General features: G+C 29.4%; 23 protein-coding genes. 10 read left to right on the top strand and 13 right to left on the bottom strand.

Translation table 11 applies throughout. From position 1 onward, the window contains the following. The first annotated feature begins 2 nt into the window (after window positions 1-2). Genes B5L73_RS00150 through B5L73_RS00165 form a run of 4 tightly spaced genes read left to right on the top strand, consistent with a single transcriptional unit; the run spans window position 3 to window position 3232 of the window. Entirely contained in the window at window positions 3-1190 is a 1188-nt protein-coding gene (locus B5L73_RS00150) for an argininosuccinate synthase (protein ID WP_085146594.1), read from the top strand. Between the two features lie 57 nt (window positions 1191-1247). Further along, the gene (locus tag B5L73_RS00155) at window positions 1248-1706 is read left to right on the top strand and encodes a UbiA family prenyltransferase (RefSeq protein WP_085146597.1); all 459 of its coding nucleotides are present in this window, start codon (window positions 1248-1250) and stop codon (window positions 1704-1706) included. Beyond that, on the top strand, window positions 1706-2086 hold the full coding sequence (locus tag B5L73_RS00160; RefSeq protein ID WP_085146599.1) for a phosphate-starvation-inducible protein PsiE: 381 nt from the start codon (window positions 1706-1708) through the stop codon (window positions 2084-2086). The genes B5L73_RS00155 and B5L73_RS00160 overlap by 1 nt, the downstream gene beginning before the upstream one ends. A 6-nt stretch (window positions 2087-2092) precedes the next feature. Then, window positions 2093-3232, top strand: coding sequence for an FAD-binding domain-containing protein (locus B5L73_RS00165; RefSeq protein WP_085146601.1), 1140 nt, complete (start codon window positions 2093-2095; stop codon window positions 3230-3232). Here the strand turns inward: B5L73_RS00165 and B5L73_RS00170 are convergent. The 5 genes from B5L73_RS00170 to B5L73_RS00185 are packed head-to-tail and all read right to left on the bottom strand — an operon-like array spanning window position 3229 to window position 5933. Next, window positions 3229-3450, bottom strand: coding sequence for a hypothetical protein (locus B5L73_RS00170; protein ID WP_075519603.1), 222 nt, complete (start codon window positions 3448-3450; stop codon window positions 3229-3231). The genes B5L73_RS00165 and B5L73_RS00170 overlap by 4 nt on opposite strands. A gap of 5 nt (window positions 3451-3455) precedes the next feature. Continuing rightward, the gene (locus B5L73_RS06450; protein ID WP_198150118.1) at window positions 3456-3593 is read right to left on the bottom strand and encodes a hypothetical protein; all 138 of its coding nucleotides are present in this window, start codon (window positions 3591-3593) and stop codon (window positions 3456-3458) included. Continuing rightward, a complete protein-coding gene (locus B5L73_RS00175; protein ID WP_085146603.1) occupies window positions 3590-4309 on the bottom strand; it encodes a type 1 glutamine amidotransferase in 720 nt (239 codons plus the stop codon). Before B5L73_RS00175 ends, B5L73_RS06450 begins: the two co-directional genes overlap by 4 nt. A gap of 5 nt (window positions 4310-4314) precedes the next feature. Next, complete coding sequence (locus B5L73_RS06510; RefSeq protein ID WP_085146605.1) at window positions 4315-4443, bottom strand: DUF2256 domain-containing protein; 129 nt, start codon at window positions 4441-4443, stop codon at window positions 4315-4317. Next, window positions 4443-5933: a cryptochrome/photolyase family protein gene (locus B5L73_RS00185; RefSeq protein WP_085146607.1), complete on the bottom strand. Its 1491-nt coding sequence runs from the start codon at window positions 5931-5933 to the stop codon at window positions 4443-4445. The genes B5L73_RS06510 and B5L73_RS00185 overlap by 1 nt, the downstream gene beginning before the upstream one ends. Before the next feature lie 27 nt (window positions 5934-5960). On the opposite strand from B5L73_RS00185, the gene B5L73_RS00190 reads away from it, so the two are divergent. The 3 genes from B5L73_RS00190 to B5L73_RS00200 are packed head-to-tail and all read left to right on the top strand — an operon-like array spanning window position 5961 to window position 8695. Further along, entirely contained in the window at window positions 5961-6671 is a 711-nt protein-coding gene (locus B5L73_RS00190; RefSeq protein ID WP_085146609.1) for an SDR family NAD(P)-dependent oxidoreductase, read from the top strand. Further along, complete coding sequence (locus B5L73_RS00195) at window positions 6646-7737, top strand: PQQ-dependent sugar dehydrogenase (protein WP_085146611.1); 1092 nt, start codon at window positions 6646-6648, stop codon at window positions 7735-7737. The genes B5L73_RS00190 and B5L73_RS00195 overlap by 26 nt, the downstream gene beginning before the upstream one ends. Before the next feature lie 58 nt (window positions 7738-7795). Continuing rightward, window positions 7796-8695: an EamA family transporter gene (locus B5L73_RS00200; protein WP_085146613.1), complete on the top strand. Its 900-nt coding sequence runs from the start codon at window positions 7796-7798 to the stop codon at window positions 8693-8695. A gap of 1 nt (window position 8696) precedes the next feature. On the opposite strand, the gene B5L73_RS00205 is transcribed toward B5L73_RS00200, so the two are convergent. From B5L73_RS00205 to hemC, 7 genes are read right to left on the bottom strand one after another with little or no spacing between them, the layout of a single operon-like run. Next, window positions 8697-8963: an SHOCT domain-containing protein gene (locus B5L73_RS00205; RefSeq protein ID WP_085146616.1), complete on the bottom strand. Its 267-nt coding sequence runs from the start codon at window positions 8961-8963 to the stop codon at window positions 8697-8699. 3 nt (window positions 8964-8966) lie between these two features. Then, window positions 8967-9170, bottom strand: a complete 204-nt coding sequence (locus tag B5L73_RS00210) for a hypothetical protein (protein WP_085146618.1) — start codon at window positions 9168-9170, stop codon at window positions 8967-8969. 37 nt (window positions 9171-9207) lie between these two features. Continuing rightward, window positions 9208-10053, bottom strand: coding sequence for a bifunctional 5,10-methylenetetrahydrofolate dehydrogenase/5,10-methenyltetrahydrofolate cyclohydrolase (locus B5L73_RS00215; protein ID WP_085146620.1), 846 nt, complete (start codon window positions 10051-10053; stop codon window positions 9208-9210). 5 nt (window positions 10054-10058) lie between these two features. Then, window positions 10059-10349, bottom strand: coding sequence for a YggT family protein (locus B5L73_RS00220; RefSeq protein ID WP_085146624.1), 291 nt, complete (start codon window positions 10347-10349; stop codon window positions 10059-10061). Next, window positions 10346-11431, bottom strand: coding sequence for a mechanosensitive ion channel family protein (locus B5L73_RS00225; RefSeq protein ID WP_085146626.1), 1086 nt, complete (start codon window positions 11429-11431; stop codon window positions 10346-10348). Before B5L73_RS00225 ends, B5L73_RS00220 begins: the two co-directional genes overlap by 4 nt. Window positions 11432-11433: 2 nt before the next feature. Further along, on the bottom strand, window positions 11434-12132 hold the full coding sequence (locus B5L73_RS00230) for a uroporphyrinogen-III synthase (protein ID WP_085146628.1): 699 nt from the start codon (window positions 12130-12132) through the stop codon (window positions 11434-11436). Between the two features lies 1 nt (window position 12133). Continuing rightward, window positions 12134-13051, bottom strand: coding sequence for a hydroxymethylbilane synthase (gene hemC, locus B5L73_RS00235; protein WP_085146630.1), 918 nt, complete (start codon window positions 13049-13051; stop codon window positions 12134-12136). A 55-nt stretch (window positions 13052-13106) separates the two neighbouring features. On the opposite strand from hemC, the gene tsaD reads away from it, so the two are divergent. The 3 genes from tsaD to acs are packed head-to-tail and all read left to right on the top strand — an operon-like array spanning window position 13107 to window position 16689. Continuing rightward, window positions 13107-14180, top strand: coding sequence for a tRNA (adenosine(37)-N6)-threonylcarbamoyltransferase complex transferase subunit TsaD (gene tsaD, locus B5L73_RS00240; protein WP_085146632.1), 1074 nt, complete (start codon window positions 13107-13109; stop codon window positions 14178-14180). Next, window positions 14180-14593: an EVE domain-containing protein gene (locus tag B5L73_RS00245; RefSeq protein WP_085146634.1), complete on the top strand. Its 414-nt coding sequence runs from the start codon at window positions 14180-14182 to the stop codon at window positions 14591-14593. The genes tsaD and B5L73_RS00245 overlap by 1 nt, the downstream gene beginning before the upstream one ends. An 8-nt stretch (window positions 14594-14601) precedes the next feature. Next, complete coding sequence (acs, locus tag B5L73_RS00250; RefSeq protein WP_085146636.1) at window positions 14602-16689, top strand: acetate--CoA ligase; 2088 nt, start codon at window positions 14602-14604, stop codon at window positions 16687-16689. Here the strand turns inward: acs and B5L73_RS00255 are convergent. Then, window positions 16686-17309, bottom strand: coding sequence for an esterase (locus B5L73_RS00255; protein WP_085146638.1), 624 nt, complete (start codon window positions 17307-17309; stop codon window positions 16686-16688). The genes acs and B5L73_RS00255 overlap by 4 nt on opposite strands. Window positions 17310-17363: the final 54 nt, after the last annotated feature.

The raw sequence follows: 17363 nt of genomic DNA on the forward strand, positions 1-17363 counted from the left end.
TAATGAAATCAAAAAAAAGAATTGTCTTAGCTTATTCAGGTGGCTTAGATACATCTATAATTCTAAAATGGCTTCAAGAAAATTATAATGCAGAAGTCATTTGTTACACTGCTGATATAGGCCAAGAGATTAATCGAAAAAAAATAATCAATAATGCTAAAAAATTTGGTGTTAAAAAGATCATAATTAAAGATTTAAAAAATCTTTTTGTAAAAGATTACGTTTTTCCCATGATACGAGGTAATGCGATTTATGAGGGAGTTTATTTATTAGGAACTTCCATAGCAAGACCATTAATCGCTAAAGACCAGATAAGAGTAGCAAAAAAATTTAAAGCATACGCAGTATCTCATGGAGCGACTGGAAAAGGTAATGATCAGGTAAGATTTGAGTTAGGCTATCATTATTTTGGCCCAAAGATAAAAATTGTTGCTCCTTGGAGAATTTGGAAATTAAAATCCAGAAGAGATTTAATAAATTATGCAAAAAAACATGGAATACCCATTCCAAAAGATAAGAAAGGTGCACCGCCTTTTTCTGTTGATGATAATTTATTTCATACCTCAACTGAAGGTAAAATTTTAGAAAATCCAAAAAATTCAGCTCCAGAATTTATTTTCCAAAGAACAACTGCTCCTGAAAAAGCACCCAATAAACCAACTTTTATTTCAATCAATTTTAAAAATGGTGATCCTGTTGGAATTAATGGAAAAAAATTAAATCCTGAAAAAATTCTTACTAAATTAAATTTAATTGCTGGAAAAAATGGTGTAGGGAGAGTTGACCTAGTTGAAAACAGATTTCTTGGAATAAAATCTAGAGGAGTTTATGAAACGCCAGGCGGTACACTTTTAATTCACGCCCATAGAGCTATTGAGTCAGTAACTTTAGATAAAGACACAATGCACAAAAAAGACTCCATCATGCCTAGATACGCTGAATTAATTTACAATGGTTATTGGTACTCTAAAGAAAGATTTAAATTACAAAAAATAATTGACCAGAAAAGAAATAAAGTAAATGGGTCAATAAAACTTAAACTATATAAAGGGAATATTACTATTCAATCTAGAATTACAAAAAGTAATGCATACTCAATGAAAAAAGTTTCTTTTGAAGAAAATAAAACATTTAATAAATCTAATGTTGAAAGATTTATTAATTATCATAAGAAAAAACTGCAATATTGATAAGTTTTAGGACAATTTATAGTTTGTTAAAATTATTTTTAGTTATATCTTAGAATCATGGAATCACTTAAAAATTGGATGAGAGACACCGCAAATATTTTGTTTGATGATAGCAAAAACGATCTACGTTCTCTTCCTAAAACTGTAAGGTTACAAATCTTATTAGTTTTAAGCTTTATTTGGACCACAGTTTTTAGTTTATATGTTTTCTCATACACAACTTTTGTTTTTGGTTGGACTGGACTTTTTTTAGCTCATATTGGTTTAATCTTTGCCGTGTATATGACTTTTAAGCATTTTCATAGAGCGGAAGAAAACTCAGCTAGTGTTTTTAAAACAAAAAATTTTGACCCTTTTAAAATAATGGTGCTTGTTTTTGTAATCGTATTTATATTTGTTTTTTCAAAAGGAATTGAGGTACTAACAAGTCCAAATCCGTATTCTTATTCAATTCCATATGATGGCTCTTCAAAATCAGTATTTGAAAAATGGTTGCCTTTTAGTAAAGATAAATAATGGAAAAAATAGCAAAAAATTTACAACTTGTTTTAATGGTTATCATATTGATAAGTACCGTTATTGCAGTTGGTATAGAAATGTACAAAATGTTTCAAAATAGATCTGTTACTCTAGCAGATTTATTGTTGATGTTTCTTTACCTAGAAGTACTGGCAATGGTAAGAGTTTTTTGGAATCAACAATCAATAAGTATTACACTTCCGTTATTGATTGCAATTACTGCTTTAGCACGATTTATTATTCTTCAAGGTAAGGAAATGGATCCAACAGCATTAGTTTATGAAGCTATTGCTATAGTTCTAATTGCCGGTGCAATTGTTATTTTAAGATTAAGACATAGCGACAAACTCGGTCTAAAGAAAAAAAAATCAAAATAAATCGAAATGAAATTTGAAGCCTCTAAGGCTGCGGCCTTAAATAAATTAAATAATTTTGTAGAAAAAAATCTTTCTGAATATTCCAAATTAAGAAATTTTGATTTTGGTCCAGAAAACAGAACAAATATATCTGGTTTATCTCCATATATCACCCATGGGGTAATCAACGAAAAAGAGGTAATTGAAAAATCACTTAGCAAATTTTCTTTTTCAAAAAATGAAAAATTTATACAAGAAGTTTTGTGGCGAACATATTGGAAGGGTTGGTTAGAATTACGACCTAACGTTTGGACAGATTACTTGGTAGAGTTAGATAAAATTCGAGAAGAGTATAAGGATAACCAAAATTACAAAAGTGCAATTAATGGAAAAACTGATATTGAATGCTTTAATTACTGGATAAAAGAACTTAGAGAAAATAATTATTTACATAATCATACTAGAATGTGGTTTGCTAGTATTTGGATTTTCACTTTAGAATTACCTTGGCAATTAGGAGCGGAACTTTTTATGCAGCATCTTTATGATGGTGACTCTGCATCTAATACTCTCGGCTGGAGGTGGGTGGCTGGAATTCAAACACAGGGAAAACACTATTTAGCAAGTGAGTGGAATATTAAAAAATTCACTAACAACAGGTTTAATAATATTAAATTAAACGAAAACGCTCCTCCAAAAGTTTCTGAAAAATCTTACTCTATAGTTAAAAATGATTTTAGTAGTAAAAATATAGAAGATAAAAATCTTTTGATTTTTGAAAATAATCTATCGTTTGAAACTACTGATTTTCAAAATAACAAATTTGAAAAAATTTATATAATCACAAATAAAAATGAAAATAGATCTATCAAACTAAGCGAAAAAGTTATCAAATTTAAATCTCTTTTAATTATGGATCAAAAACAAAGGTTAGAAAATAATTCTATTAATTGTGAAATAGTAGATATAAGTGAAATTAAAAATATAAATGAAAAAGTTATTGCCTTATATCCAACTGTTGGTGAAAACCTGGATTATTTAAATTCAAATAATTTAGAATTAGATTTTTTATATAGAAAACTCGACCAATATTCTTGGCAATATTGTAATAAAGGTTTTTTTAATTTTAAAAATTTTATTCCTAAAATAATTACAACTTTTAATTAAAACCACCTAAACATTCCAATAATTCCAGCTGTCGCATAAAAAAATTGTAAAAATAATATTCCTCTATGACCACCTCTATAAGCCCAAATTCCAATTAAAATTGCAGATATAAGTAATAAACAAAAACCAAAAAACTCTATTCCGATATTCATAGCTACAAATAATGAATATAAGATTGCGGTTATAACTCCCGCCCATTCAAAAATTTTATTATTCATACTTTTTATTCATTCCCTAGCTTGAATTTTTTTCTATTATAAATTTTTTTTTTATTTTTTACTATTTTATTTCTTAACATTGGTGAACTTAATAGTTTGGCCATTGGATTTTTCTTTTTCACTTTTTTTCTTTTTTTGCTCATAAGAGTGTCTTAAAATTGTTGTATAAAATTTTTGAATAATTATTCATATCTCTCATATTATTTTTAGCGGATTGATCAAATTTCTCTAATGCATCATTACCAAGTTGATCCTCAAGTGCCTTTTTATATTCTGGTACACAGCCCCATTCATTAACTGTTGTATCTTTTATCTCTATATGAAATTGGATGCCATAAGCATGATGTTGATATTTGAAGATTTGATACTTGGTTACTGGAGATGATGCTAGTAAAGTAATATCAGGATCTTTATCAATTCCTTGGACCTCATAAGAATGCCATTGTAAACTTTTGATATTATCTGGAAATTTAGAAAATAGACTGTCTTCTTTTTTATTATCAGTAAAATTTATATCCATTATTCCAATCTCGGCTGGATTGGATTTTACTACTTTGCCGCCAACTACTTCTCCTAATAACTGACAGCCTAGACAGAAACCTAAATAAGGTTTTTTTAGATTTATTACAAATTCTTTAATTCTTTTTTTTTCTTCAACTAGCCAAGGATACTCTTTTTCCATGTAAGTATCCATAGGTCCACCCATGCAAAACATTCCATCAAACTTTGTTAAATCATTTGGAATTTTTTCACCTTCATCAAGTTCGATTGTTGTAAGATTTAAACCATCATCCAACATAAGATCCTTAATATAACCTGGATCTTCAATTTTGATATGTTGTAAAATAATAATATTCAATTAAATTAACTTAACTTAGAACACTTCTTAGAACAATATTTAACTCTATCCCAATTCAATCTCCATTTTTTTCTCCAAACAAAAGGTCTTTTACAAACAGGACAAATTTTAGAAGGAAGATTCTCTTTTTTCACTAAATTGTATTTTGTTTAATAAATTTATTAGCTGCAGTTAAAATCATTTTTTTTCTTTCAACTTTCATTTTATCAAAAATTCTAACCATCATTGAAAGTCTTGGATTTTTTAAAAAAAACTTTCTATTACGATCAATAAATCTCCAGTAAAGTCCATCCATCGTGTTACACCACTCTCCTTTTTTAAAATCCATCATTTTCATAAAATAACTTGATCCACAAATATATGGTTTGGTTGCAAAAATTCCACCATCACTAAATAATCCCATGCCATAGACATTTGGAACCATAACCCAATCAGAGGAGTCTACAAACATCTCCATAAACCATTTGTAAACAATCACAGGTTTGATCTCACAAAGATTCATTATGTTTGATAAAATCATTAATCTTTCGATGTGATGGGACCATCCATAATTTAATGCATTATTGATTGCGTAATCTAATGGGGGTAAACCTGTTGTTCCCTCGTACCACGACTTTTTCATTTTACGATTTTGTCTAAAAAAGTTTCCAGTTTCCATTTCATTTGAGTAACTTTGGTAAATTCCTCTCATAAATTCTCTCCATCCTATAACCTGACGAACATAGCCTTCTAAAGAATTTAATCTGATTTTTTTACTCTTATGGAAATCTAAAACTTTTTTGATTATAAATTCAGGTGTAATTAGACCAAGGTTAATATATGGACTTAAAGCGCTGTGAAACAAAATATTATCTTTTTGATCAACTGCGTCTTCGTAATCGCCAAATAAATTAGATTTTTCTCTAATGAAAAAATTCAATAATTTGACTACATCATCATACTCTGTAGCAAACCAAAAATTTTTGGTTGTTCCTGGATGATCTTTAAATAATTTTTCAATAATAGGTTTCAATTTTTTTGTATGATTTGTTTCATTAATTTTAGGAAACTTTGGAATAGAAATATCTTTTGGTAACTTATTTCTATTATCTTCATCAAAACTCCATTTACCTCCAACTGGGTTTCCATCTGAACCCATTAATATCCCTGATTTTTTTCTGACATCTTTATAAAAAGTTGCCATGAAAGGTTTTTTTGATTTAGATAAATATTGTTTGAATTCTTCTCTTGAATTTAAAAACATTGGAGTTTGAACAACATTCCATTTTATTTTTTCTTTTTTAAGAAATTGATTAATTTTTTTTTCAAAAAATTTGTCCTCAATCTCAAAACTTGAAATTTCTTTTATTTTTTTTGAAGTAATTACTTTTTTTAATTTCTTTAAATAGTCGTCTTTAAATTCTTTATCCTCAATTCTAAAGTACTCTAATTTAAACTTATCTTTTTTAAGAGTTTCTGCATGCGAACGCATTGATGATAAGAAAAGAAGTATTTTATTTTTATGATGTTTTTCATAAGTGCATAACTGGTAGTCTTCAGCCATAAAAAATAGGTGGTCTTTTTTGAAGCGGTCCAAGTATTTTGATGGAAATAATTGATTACCCAGTATAAAAAATAACTTCATATTTAAATATAACTAATAAAATTTTTTATGTCAGAAAAATATCTTATTTTTGGTGCGACAGGATCAATCGGTTCTAGTTTGGCTGAACAATTAGTAAACTCAGGAAATTTAGTTCATTTAGTTGGTAGAAGTGAAAGTGAAACTAAAAATGTTTCTGAAAAATTAGGTTGTGCATTTACAATAGCTGACGTTTTGCAAGATGGATTTGTAGATAAGGTTAAAAATGATATTTCTGATGTAAAAGGCATCGCATATTGTGTGGGTTCAATTGATTTGAAACCTTTAAGAATGGTTAGTGAACAAGATTTTAATAAGTGTATGAAACTAAATCTATATTCAGCAGTTGAGGTTATAAAAGGCTACCAAGATAATTTAAAAAAAAATAAAGGTTCGGTAGTTTTATTTTCCACAGTTGCCGCTCAAAGAGGTTTTACAAATCATGCAATAATAGCATCTACAAAAGCTGCTGTTGAGGGTCTAACAGTTTCTTTAGCTGCAGAATTTGCTCCTAATATAAGAGTAAACTGTATTGCGCCTAGTTTGACTAACTCAAAAATCGCTGAGCCAATGTTAAAAAATAAAGCACTAGCAGATGGAATAGCCAAAGCTCATCCTTTAAAAAGATTAGGTGAAGGTAAAGACTCTGCCTCGCTTGCAAAATTTCTTATTACTGATGACAGTTCTTGGGTTACAGGTCAAATCATTGCTGTAGATGGTGGTAGATCAAAACTTTCTTAAGGTGAAAAGATCACTTGTTACAATTTTTTTGTTTATATTTTGTATAAGTTATTCATTCGCAGAAAATTTAAACTTTAAAAAGATTGTAAATTTAAAAGGTCCATGGGGGTCTACTTTTATTAGTGACACAGAATTATTAATCACTGAAAAAAGTGGGGAAATTAAATTAATAGATCTAAATACAAATAAAATTTCTTCATTAAATCACAATCTTAATTATTTAGAGCATGGACAGGGTGGTTTATTGGATATTCTTTTTAAAGATGATTTTGTCTATATTGCTTATACCGAAAATAGAGGAAATTGGAAAACTAGTACCTCAATAGCAAAATCAAAATTTAATAAAAAAGATTTAATATTTAAAAATATTTTTCAAGCGGACCCGCCTATTGATTCAGGATATCACTTTGGGTCAAGATTAGCGATCAAAGGTAATTATCTATTTGCCTCTGCTGGTGAAAGAGGCCAAGGAATGATTGCTCAAGATCCCACAAAACATCCTGGCAGTGTAATCAGAATAAATGTTGATGGAAGTATTCCGAGAGATAATCCAAAATTTCAGGGTAAATCAGATTGGTTGCCTGAAATTTATCAAATAGGTATTAGAAATCCTCAAGGTCTTACTTTATCTCCGTTTGATGGAAAAATTTATATGAGTAATCATGGAGCAAGAGGTGGGGATTGGTTTGGTGAAGCAAAAAAAGGCGAAAATTATGGATGGAAAATTTTAGGTTGGGGAGGAACAAACTATTCAGGTATTCCTATCGGCCCCAAATGGAAACCTGGATTTACAAAAGCGATACAATATTGGGTTCCATCCATAGCAACAAGTGCAATAACTATTTATAAGGGTGAAGAGTTTAGTGAATGGAATGGACATGCTTTGATTACCTCACTTAAAGACAAATCTTTGAGAAAATTAATATTTGATGACTTATCAAATGTAAAAGAGGATATCATATTTAAAAATAAAATTGGAAGAATAAGAGATATACAAGTACATCCAAATAATGGAAAAATTTACTTTTTAGGGGAAGACGCTCTCTGGCTAATGGAGAAAAATTAATTTTTTTAGATATAAGTAATCACTTAATTAGACTAAAAGATTATATCTAGACAAAATTATGAATTGGGTCGTATTTACAATTTTAGCAGCTTTTTTTCAAAATCTAAGAACCTCTTTACAAAAAAAATTAAATAAGAATTTATCATTGATTGCCTCAGCATATGTAAGATTTGCTTTTGCTTTACCTTTTGCGTGTATATTATTTTTTCTTTTTCATGATTTAAATGTTGTTTCAGATATTTTAAATCAAACTAACTTCATTTTTTTTACTTTTTTAGGTTCTATTTTACAAGTTACATTTACAATTACGCTATTATATCTTTTTAGATTTTCAAATTTTGTTGTCGGTACTTCGCTTAGTAAAACTGAAGTTATTCAAATTGCTATTTTTGAATATATCATATTGAAAGATAAACTAAATTTACTTGGTGTTTTTGGGATAATAATTGCAACACTTGGGGTAATTATTATTTCCTTAAAAGATTATAAATTATTTTTTAAAAATTTTTTTTCAAAAGTAACTCTTATTGGATTAGGTGCAGGTCTTTTATTGGGTCTGAGTGTTGTCTATTTTAGGGCTGCAGCACTAACACTTGAAAATTTTTCCTCTAATTTTGATAAAGCGCTCACAACCGTTTTCTTTGCTTTAGTAATTCAAACATTAATTGTCAGTGCTTATCTTATTATTTTTGAAAAGGCAGAATTCAAAAAATTTTATGATAATAAATTTGAAATCTGCTTAACAGGATTAGCTGGATTTCTAGCTACATTATCCTGGTTTTTTGCTTTCACTTTAATTCAAGCATCTTTTGTCAGAGCTGTCGGTCAAATCGAAATATTCTTTAGTTACATATCCTCAAAATATTTTTTTAAAGAGAAGATAACTTTTGTAGAGATTCTAGGAATTCTAATATTTATAATTGGGGCAACTTTATTACTTTTAACAAGATCAACTTAATTTAATTGTTTAATAATTTATTTTTTGCTTTTTCAAATTCCTCTTGAGTTAATACACCACTTTCTCTTAACGCATTAAGTTTTTCTAACTCCTCACTTAAAGATTTATCAGTGTTTGACTCTTCAACATTTTCGTCTATTTCTTTCCCATCTTTGTTGTCTCGATTGGCTTGTTTTGCACTAACGCCACTCATGACAGCTCTTGTGCCTAAGTACAAAACAAAAAATAAAATAGGGATTACTAGTCCAAAGAAAATTAATTTTTCCATTACTTAATCATCATCCTCTTCTCTCCAATTTTTTTCATACATAAGCCACGCTGCATATATTACTGAAAATGTACCTACTATCATACCATAATCAAACCCTGTTTGTTGATCATGTAAATACCAGCCTAATTGAGTGGCTCCTATTGGAGGAACTGTTAAGATTAATAATAGAATGGCAATTCTATATGGATACTTTGGTTTTTTCACAACCTAAACTAACAAAAAAATTATGTGGATTATAATGTTAAAGTTGCGATCTTTTGAAACACTCTACAGTATTTTTTAATAAACAAGCGATTGTCATTGGACCTACTCCACCTGGAACAGGTGTTAAAGCTTTGGCATTTTTTGAAACTTCATCAAAAGCAACATCACCAACAATACCTTTATCGGTTTTATTAATTCCAACATCAATTACAATTGTATCTTTTTTAACCCAATCTCCTTTTACAAGCTCAGGAATACCGACTGCTGCAATAATAATATCTGCTTCTAAACATTCGGCCTTGAGATCTTTTGTTTTTGAATGGGTAATTGTTACCGTGCAATTTTCTTTCAAAAGAAGTTGTGTCATTGGTTTTCCATTTAGATTAGATCTTCCAACTACAACAGCTTTTTTTCCACTTAGGTTTGGCTCAATTTTTTTAATTAAAAGATAACATCCTAAAGGAGTGCACGGCACAGAACTTTCATAACCTGAAGAAAGGTTTCCAACATTCATAGGATGAAATCCATCAACGTCTTTGGATGGATGGATTGCCTCAATAATTTTTTGTTTATCTATATGTTTTGGCAGAGGTAGCTGAACTAAAATTCCTGAAACGCTCTTATCTTTATTTAGATCATTAATCTTGTCCAAAATAACTTTTTCTTCCACAGAGTCTGGATATTTAATAACCTCTGACTTTAGACCAACCTCTTTTGCTGATTTTTCTTTATTTCTTACATATATTTGACTAGGTGTAAGATCTCCTATCAAAATAACTGTTAAACCTGGCACTTTATTAAATTTGTTTTTTAACTCAGTCACTTCTTGCTTGAGTTCTTCTCTTAATTCAGCTGCTGCTTTTTTTCCGTCGATTAAAATCATAAGTTTTAAAATATCAATGGTGCGATGTAGAGCTTCATACACATTTCTATAAACCAAATCAATAGAAGTAATATAATGGGTGAGATATCTAAGGATCCTAAATTAGGTAAAAAACGTCTAATTTTATTAAGTATAGGATCTGTTAGACGATATGTTAATTCTAAAATTGAATAAACAAGTCTATTTTGTGTGTTTAAAACATTAAAGGCAACTAACCAGCTTACAATTACATTCGCTATTACTACGTAAGAATAAAGCTTTAATATTTGTAAAGCTAAATAAAAAATAGCTATCATTTTTTTTCTATGTAAATAGAAGAACTAGGGAATGCAAAAGATGCCTTATTTTTTTCAACAATCTTTTTTATTTCAATTGCCAATTTCTCTTTTACTGATAACCACTCATTCCAACTATCTGATTTAGTAAAACAACGAACATACATATCAATTGAACTATCTGAAAATTTATCAACTCTCACAGCAATTCCTATGCTTGTGTTAAAGTCTTCACTTTTTTGAATGTGATCCTCGATTTCATTTCTTATAGTTTTTAATTGATCAACCGTTGTGTCATATTGAAGAGTTATAATCCAACTTATTAGCCAATTTGAAGTTTCGCTTACATTTACAACTGCATTTTCAGCAAATTGAAAGTTAGGAATAATTGCTAGTGATTTATCAAACTTTCTGATTGTTGTTGATCTAAACCCAATTTTTTCAACAATGCCCTCTATAATCCCTTCTACTAGTATCCAATCACCGATTTTAAATCTTTTTTCAACTAAAACTAAAATACCTGAAATCAAATTTTTAAATAAATCTTGAGCACCTAAAGCTACTGCAACACCAAATAAACCAAGACCTGCAATAATTGGTCCTATCTTTATTCCCCACAATTCTAAAACTGCAGCTAAACCTAAAATAAAAATAAGTATTTTTAAGGATTTAATGATCCACCCAATCAACTCTCTTGTTAAAAGCTTATCAAGTCCACTTAAAATATAAGACACAGGTTCGATAATTTGATGTATCACCCAAAAAATTAAAATTGTTATCAAAGTTCTATTTATTGTGTCGACAACTTCTCTACCTTCTATTGAAAAAGTCATGTAATAACTTGCTATAAAAAAACCCAAGACAATTGGTAAAAATCTTGCAGGTCCTATTAATGCAGAAACAAAAGTGTCGTCTAATTTATTAGTTGTTCTTTTGGAAATTATTTCTAATTTTTTAATAATAAGTTTACTAATCAATCCTCTAAATATTAAAAATATCAAAAATATTCCAATACCAATTAGTATTTGAAAAATATCTACACCTAATATCCCTCTATTCCATACTGATAAAAAGACTTCAGAAAAATTATTTATTATTTCCATAGTTAAATTTTATATAACAAAAATTCCTCTTCTCCAGGATTAAAAAGAAATATCTTTTTCCACTTAATTTCATTTAATTTAGCTGATGTTTTTTCACCTATACACATCAAATTAGTACTCATCCAAAGACCCTCAAGTTGATTAAGTTTTATAAACTTTAAAAGACTAGATGCACTATTTTGAGAATAAACATAAACCATATCAGGCATATCAAGTTTTAACCTATTGATAAAATCATCATCAAATTTTTCATTATGTACAGTTTCATAATTTATTAATCTTTTAATATCATATCCCTCATTTTGAAGTTGATTATCAAGATCTACTGAAATGTTTTCTCCACTTACATAAATTAATTTACCTTCTGTCTTATCAAAATTCTGTAATATTAATTCTTTTAAATTAAGAACATTTCCTTCTGCAGCAATTGTATTAGAGAAACCTTGACCTCTTGCTTCTTTTTCTGTTGCATTTCCTACACAAAAACATTTTATGTTTTTATCTAACCCATTTAAATTTAAAAATCTTACTGCATTAGAGCTTGTAAAAATAATACCTTTAAATTCTGAAAGATTTATTTTTTCATGAAGAATTTTTTTAATAGATAATAAAGGTAGATGTGAAACTTTATGACCAAGAGACTGAAACTTAATGATCATTTCAGAACAATCTTCTAGAGGTCTAGTTAATAAAATATGCATTTTATTTCTTATAAGAGTTATTCGATTTTATTTTTAAAATTTGACCTATTTCGTTTCCAAGTTCTCTAAAATTTTCTGAACTGTCAGATTTTTTTTCATAAAATCTTTGTGAGCCATCTAATGAAAAAAGCTCTGCTTCGACTGTAATTCTATTTTCATCTATTTTAGAATGAATACCGATGGCCGTTTCGCAATCTCCTTCTAAAATTTTTAGAATATTTCTCTCAGCATGAGCTCTTTTATAAGTCTCTTGATGATTAATTTTTTTTAACATTCTAATTATATCTTTATCATTTTCTCTACACTGTATAGCAATTATACCTTGACCTGCACTTGGAATTATTTCCTCAACAGAAAAGATTTCAGAAATTTTATCTTCTAATTTTAAATATTTTACTCCAGCATAAGATAAAATTATTGCATCGTACTCACCATCCATTAATTTTTTAATTCTAGTATCAACGTTCCCTCTTATAAGTTTACAAGTAACATCTGGTCTAATTTTTTTAATTTGAAATTGACGTCTATAAGAAGATGTTCCAATAACAGCATTTTGTTTTAAGTCTTTGAATTTTTTCTTCCCATTAATTATTATAATTTCTCTTGCATCTGTTCTTTCAAGAAATGTATCTGTTAAAAGACCCTTGGTCTCAATTGCTGGCATGTCTTTAAGCGCGTGAACAGCTATATCAATATTATTGTTTTGAAGTTCCTGTTCAATGCTACTTGAAAACAAACCTTTGCCACCAACATCAGATAATCTTATATCTTGTATCTCATCACCTTTAGTAGAAATTTTTTCAATATTTATATCTTGATCGATCAAATCAGTTATCTCAATAATTCTCTCTTTTACTTTTTGAGCATATAACAATGCTAGTTTACTTCCTCGAGATCCAATTCTTATTTTCTTTTTCATAAAAAAATCATTTCTTACTTGTATTGGGATTGTACAATTATTAAAAACTATTTGAATGAATAAAAAACCCCTAATTCTTGGAATAGAAACCAGCTGTGATGAAACTGCAGCATCTTTAATTTCGGAAAATGACCAAGGAATACCAATAATTCTCTCTAATGTTATTTCTAGCCAAACGGAAGTGCATAAAAATTTTGGTGGAGTGGTTCCTGAACTTGCTGCAAGATCCCATTTAGAAAAAATTGATTGGATCGTTCAAAAGGCTTTAGATGAAAGTGGAAAAAAAATAGAAGAAATAGATGCAGTTGCTGCAACTGCCGGACCAGGACTGGTCGTTTGTTTATCAGTTGGATTAAGTTTTGGTAAAACTTTTGCAAATTTAATTAAGAAACCATTTATTGCTGTAAATCATTTAGAAGGTCATGCTTTAAGTCCTAGATTAAATTCAGGATTAGATTATCCGTATTTATTTTTGTTAATTTCAGGTGGACATTCTCAATTTTTAAATGTTCAAGGGCTCGGAGATTACAAAAGATTGGGCACTACTATAGATGATGCTTTAGGAGAAGCATTTGATAAAACTGCAAAATTATTAGGAATAGAATTTCCGGGAGGACCCAAAATTGAAGTTTTTGCTGATAAAGGAAATCCTGAAAGATATGAGCTGCCAAAGCCAATTATTAACAGAGGGGGTTGTAACTTATCATTTGCAGGCTTGAAGACAGCAGTTTTAAAAATATCAAAAAAAATAAAAACACAACAAGAGAAATTTGATTTAGCAGCCTCTTTTCAAAAAACTATAATAGAAATCCTCTATAAGAAAACAAAAACTGCTTTTTTAGAGTTCGAAAAACAAAATAACTTGAAAAAAAAAATTTTTGTTGTCGCTGGTGGTGTTGCAGCTAACAAAGAAATTAGATCAATGTTAATTAATCTATGTAAAGAAAAAAGTTATGAAAGCATATTTCCTCCAATAGAACTCTGTGGTGATAATGCAGCAATGATAGGAATGGTAGGTTTAGAAAAATTTAAATTAAAACAATTCAATCATTTAGATTATCCAGCAAAACCAAGATGGCCATTGGATGAAAACGCTAATTTTTTAAAGGGAGCAGGAGTAAAATTATAATGCAATATTGGTTACTTAAATCAGAACCTGATGTTTGGTCAATTGATCAGCAAAGAAAAGCTGGTGTAAAAGGTGCGCCTTGGGATGGTGTAAGAAACTATCAAGCAGCTAAGAATTTAAAAACTATGAAAAAGGGTGATCAATGTTTTTTTTATCACTCAAATATTGGTAAAGAAATAGTTGGAATTGTAGAAGTTGTTAAAGAGCATTACATTGATAAAACAGACAAATCAGGAAGATTTGTTGCAGTGACTGTTAAATTTTTAAAAAAACTTGATAATCCTGTATCTTTAGATGAGATTAAAAAAAACAAGGATTTAAGCCATTTATCTTTAATTAAACAAAGTAGATTATCTGTAATGCCTATTGACTCTAAAAGCTGGAAGCTTTTAAATAAAATGAGTAAATATTAAAAAAAAATATGCCAAAAAAAAAGAAATCAAAAAAGAAAAAAGCTAAAAAGGTAAAGAAAAAAAAATATTCTAAAAAAAGAAGAAAAATAAAAAGAGTTTCAAAAACAAAAAGAGCTTCTGTCAAAAGATCTAAAAAGAAAAATATTGATAAAATATCATCTAATGAGCAAATTATTAAAACTAAACCTGAATGGGTGAAAAGAAGTTTAGCGAATAAAGCTCAGTATCAAAAAAAATATTCTGATTCTATTAAAAATAATAATTCATTTTGGAAAAAGGAAGGAAAGAGAATTACTTGGATAAAACCTTACAAAAAAATTAAAGATGTTAAATATAGTAAAGACGAAGTTAGAATTAAATGGTTTGAAGATGGCACTTTAAATGCATCTGCTAATTGCATTGATCGTCATTTAAAAGATAAAAAAGACAAAACTGCAATTATTTGGGTAGGAGATGATCCTAAAGACACTCAAAAAATTTCTTATAAACAATTACATCAAAAGGTTTCAAAGGCTGCAAATGGTCTTAAAAAACTTGGAATACAAAAAGGTGATCGTGTTACTATTTATCTGACGATGATACCTGAATTAGCGATCTTGATGTTGGCTTGTGCAAGGATAGGTGCCGTACACTCAATAATTTTTGGTGGTTTCTCTGCAGAATCAATTTCAGGAAGAGTTAATGATTGTAAATCCGAATACATAATTACAGCTGATGAAGGAGTAAGAGGGGGTAAAACTATTCCTTTAAAAGCGACAACAGATGAAGCTTTATCTAATTGTCCAGATGTTAAAAAATGTATTGTAGTAAAGAGAACTGGTAATTACGTGTACTGGGATCAAGGTCGAGATGTTTGGTATCACGACTTAATTAAAGATGTTCCAAATCATTGTGAACCTGAAGAAATGAGTGCGGAAGATCCTTTGTTTATTCTTTACACATCTGGTTCAACTGGAAAACCGAAAGGAGTTTTGCATACTACTGGTGGATATATGGTTTATGCTTCCATGACTCATCAATATATTTTTAATTATAAACCAAATGATATTTATTGGTGCACAGCAGATATTGGGTGGGTCACAGGTCATAGTTATATAATTTATGGGCCGTTAGCAAATGGTGCTACTACTATTATGTTTGAAGGTGTTCCAAATTATCCAGATAGCTCGAGATGGTGGCAGATAGTAGATAAATACAAAGTAAATACTTTTTATACGGCACCAACAGCCATAAGGGCCTTAATGAGAGAGGGTGATGGCCCAGTTAATAAAACTTCAAGAAAATCTTTAAAACTACTAGGAACTGTTGGTGAACCCATAAATCCAGAGGCATGGATGTGGTATTACAAAACTGTTGGTAATTCAAAATGTCCAATAGTAGATACATGGTGGCAAACAGAGACAGGAGGAATTCTTATAGCACCACAAACTGGAGCTATTCCGCTTAAACCTGGATCAGCAACAAAACCTTTTTACGGAATTAAACCAGTGCTAGTGAATAAAGACGGTAAAGAAATAAAAGGTGAGGGTGAAGGTAGACTTTGTATAGCTCAATCTTGGCCTGGTCAGATGAGAACGGTATACGGTGACCATCAAAGATTTATTGATACATATTTTTCTCAATTTGATGGAAAATATTTCACTGGAGATGGATGTAAAAGAGATAAAGATGGTTACTATTGGATAACTGGTAGAGTTGATGATGTAATTATCGTTTCGGGGCACAATCTTGGTACTGCTGAGATTGAAAGTGCATTCGTTGCACATCCTAAAGTAGCTGAAGCTGCAGTGGTTGGATATCCTCATGATATCAAAGGAAATGGATTGTACTGTTATGTAACTTTAAACGCTGGAGAAAGTGAAACAGGTGATTTGGATAGAGAATTAAAACTTTGGGTAAGAAAACAAATAGGACCTTTGGCAACACCAGATCTAATTCATTTTACCCCGGGGCTTCCAAAAACAAGATCTGGAAAAATCATGAGAAGAATTTTAAGAAAAATTGCAGCAAATGAACATGGACAATTAGGTGATACAACTACTCTTGCTGATCCTGGTGTGGTCGATAGTTTAGTTGAAAATAGAAAAAATATCTAAAATTTTATTCTTTCATTAAATTCTTTTTTTACAACATCCCATTTTAAAATAACTGAGTTTAGAACTATTTTGCGATCTAAAGTTTTTAAATCTTCTGCGATTGGGGCCCACTTGTATAATGATAAAGCGCTAGGATTGAATGGTAAATCATTATGATGATCATCCCAATTAATATTTTGTATTCTTTCATCAAAACTTTTTTTTGCATTTTCTATAATATCAATTGGCATCTTATTAGAAGTTTCATCATCTAAAATTTTTAAAAAAATTTCCTTTGCTTTCTCTGTATCTTGGTAATTAAAATTCGCTTTCAATTTTGAAAATGTAAACAATGTAAGATCTTGAAGAGCAACTGAATAAATATTCCACTTAGCCAAGTTTACTGAGTCCATAAAAGTATCATTTTCGAAATGAAGAACGTACCTAGTTCCCATCCTCGTTTTAAGATAACCGTAAAGAGTAACCTGACTCACCCAGGCAGATTTTGTTTGAATAAAAATTTCAAGTTCATCCAAATTGCTAATTTTTCCCTTTGGAATGAAAGCTTTGAACATGGCGAAAAGATAAGTCTTGAAATCATGCCAAGTTAAGTCTCTCCATGTTAATTTGTATTTCCCCATAAAAAGCCCTATTTTTGACACTTATAACTAGAAAAGGCTAGTAAATTTACCAAT

This window comes from Candidatus Pelagibacter sp. RS39 (genome assembly GCF_002101315.1).
Classification (GTDB): domain Bacteria; phylum Pseudomonadota; class Alphaproteobacteria; order Pelagibacterales; family Pelagibacteraceae; genus Pelagibacter.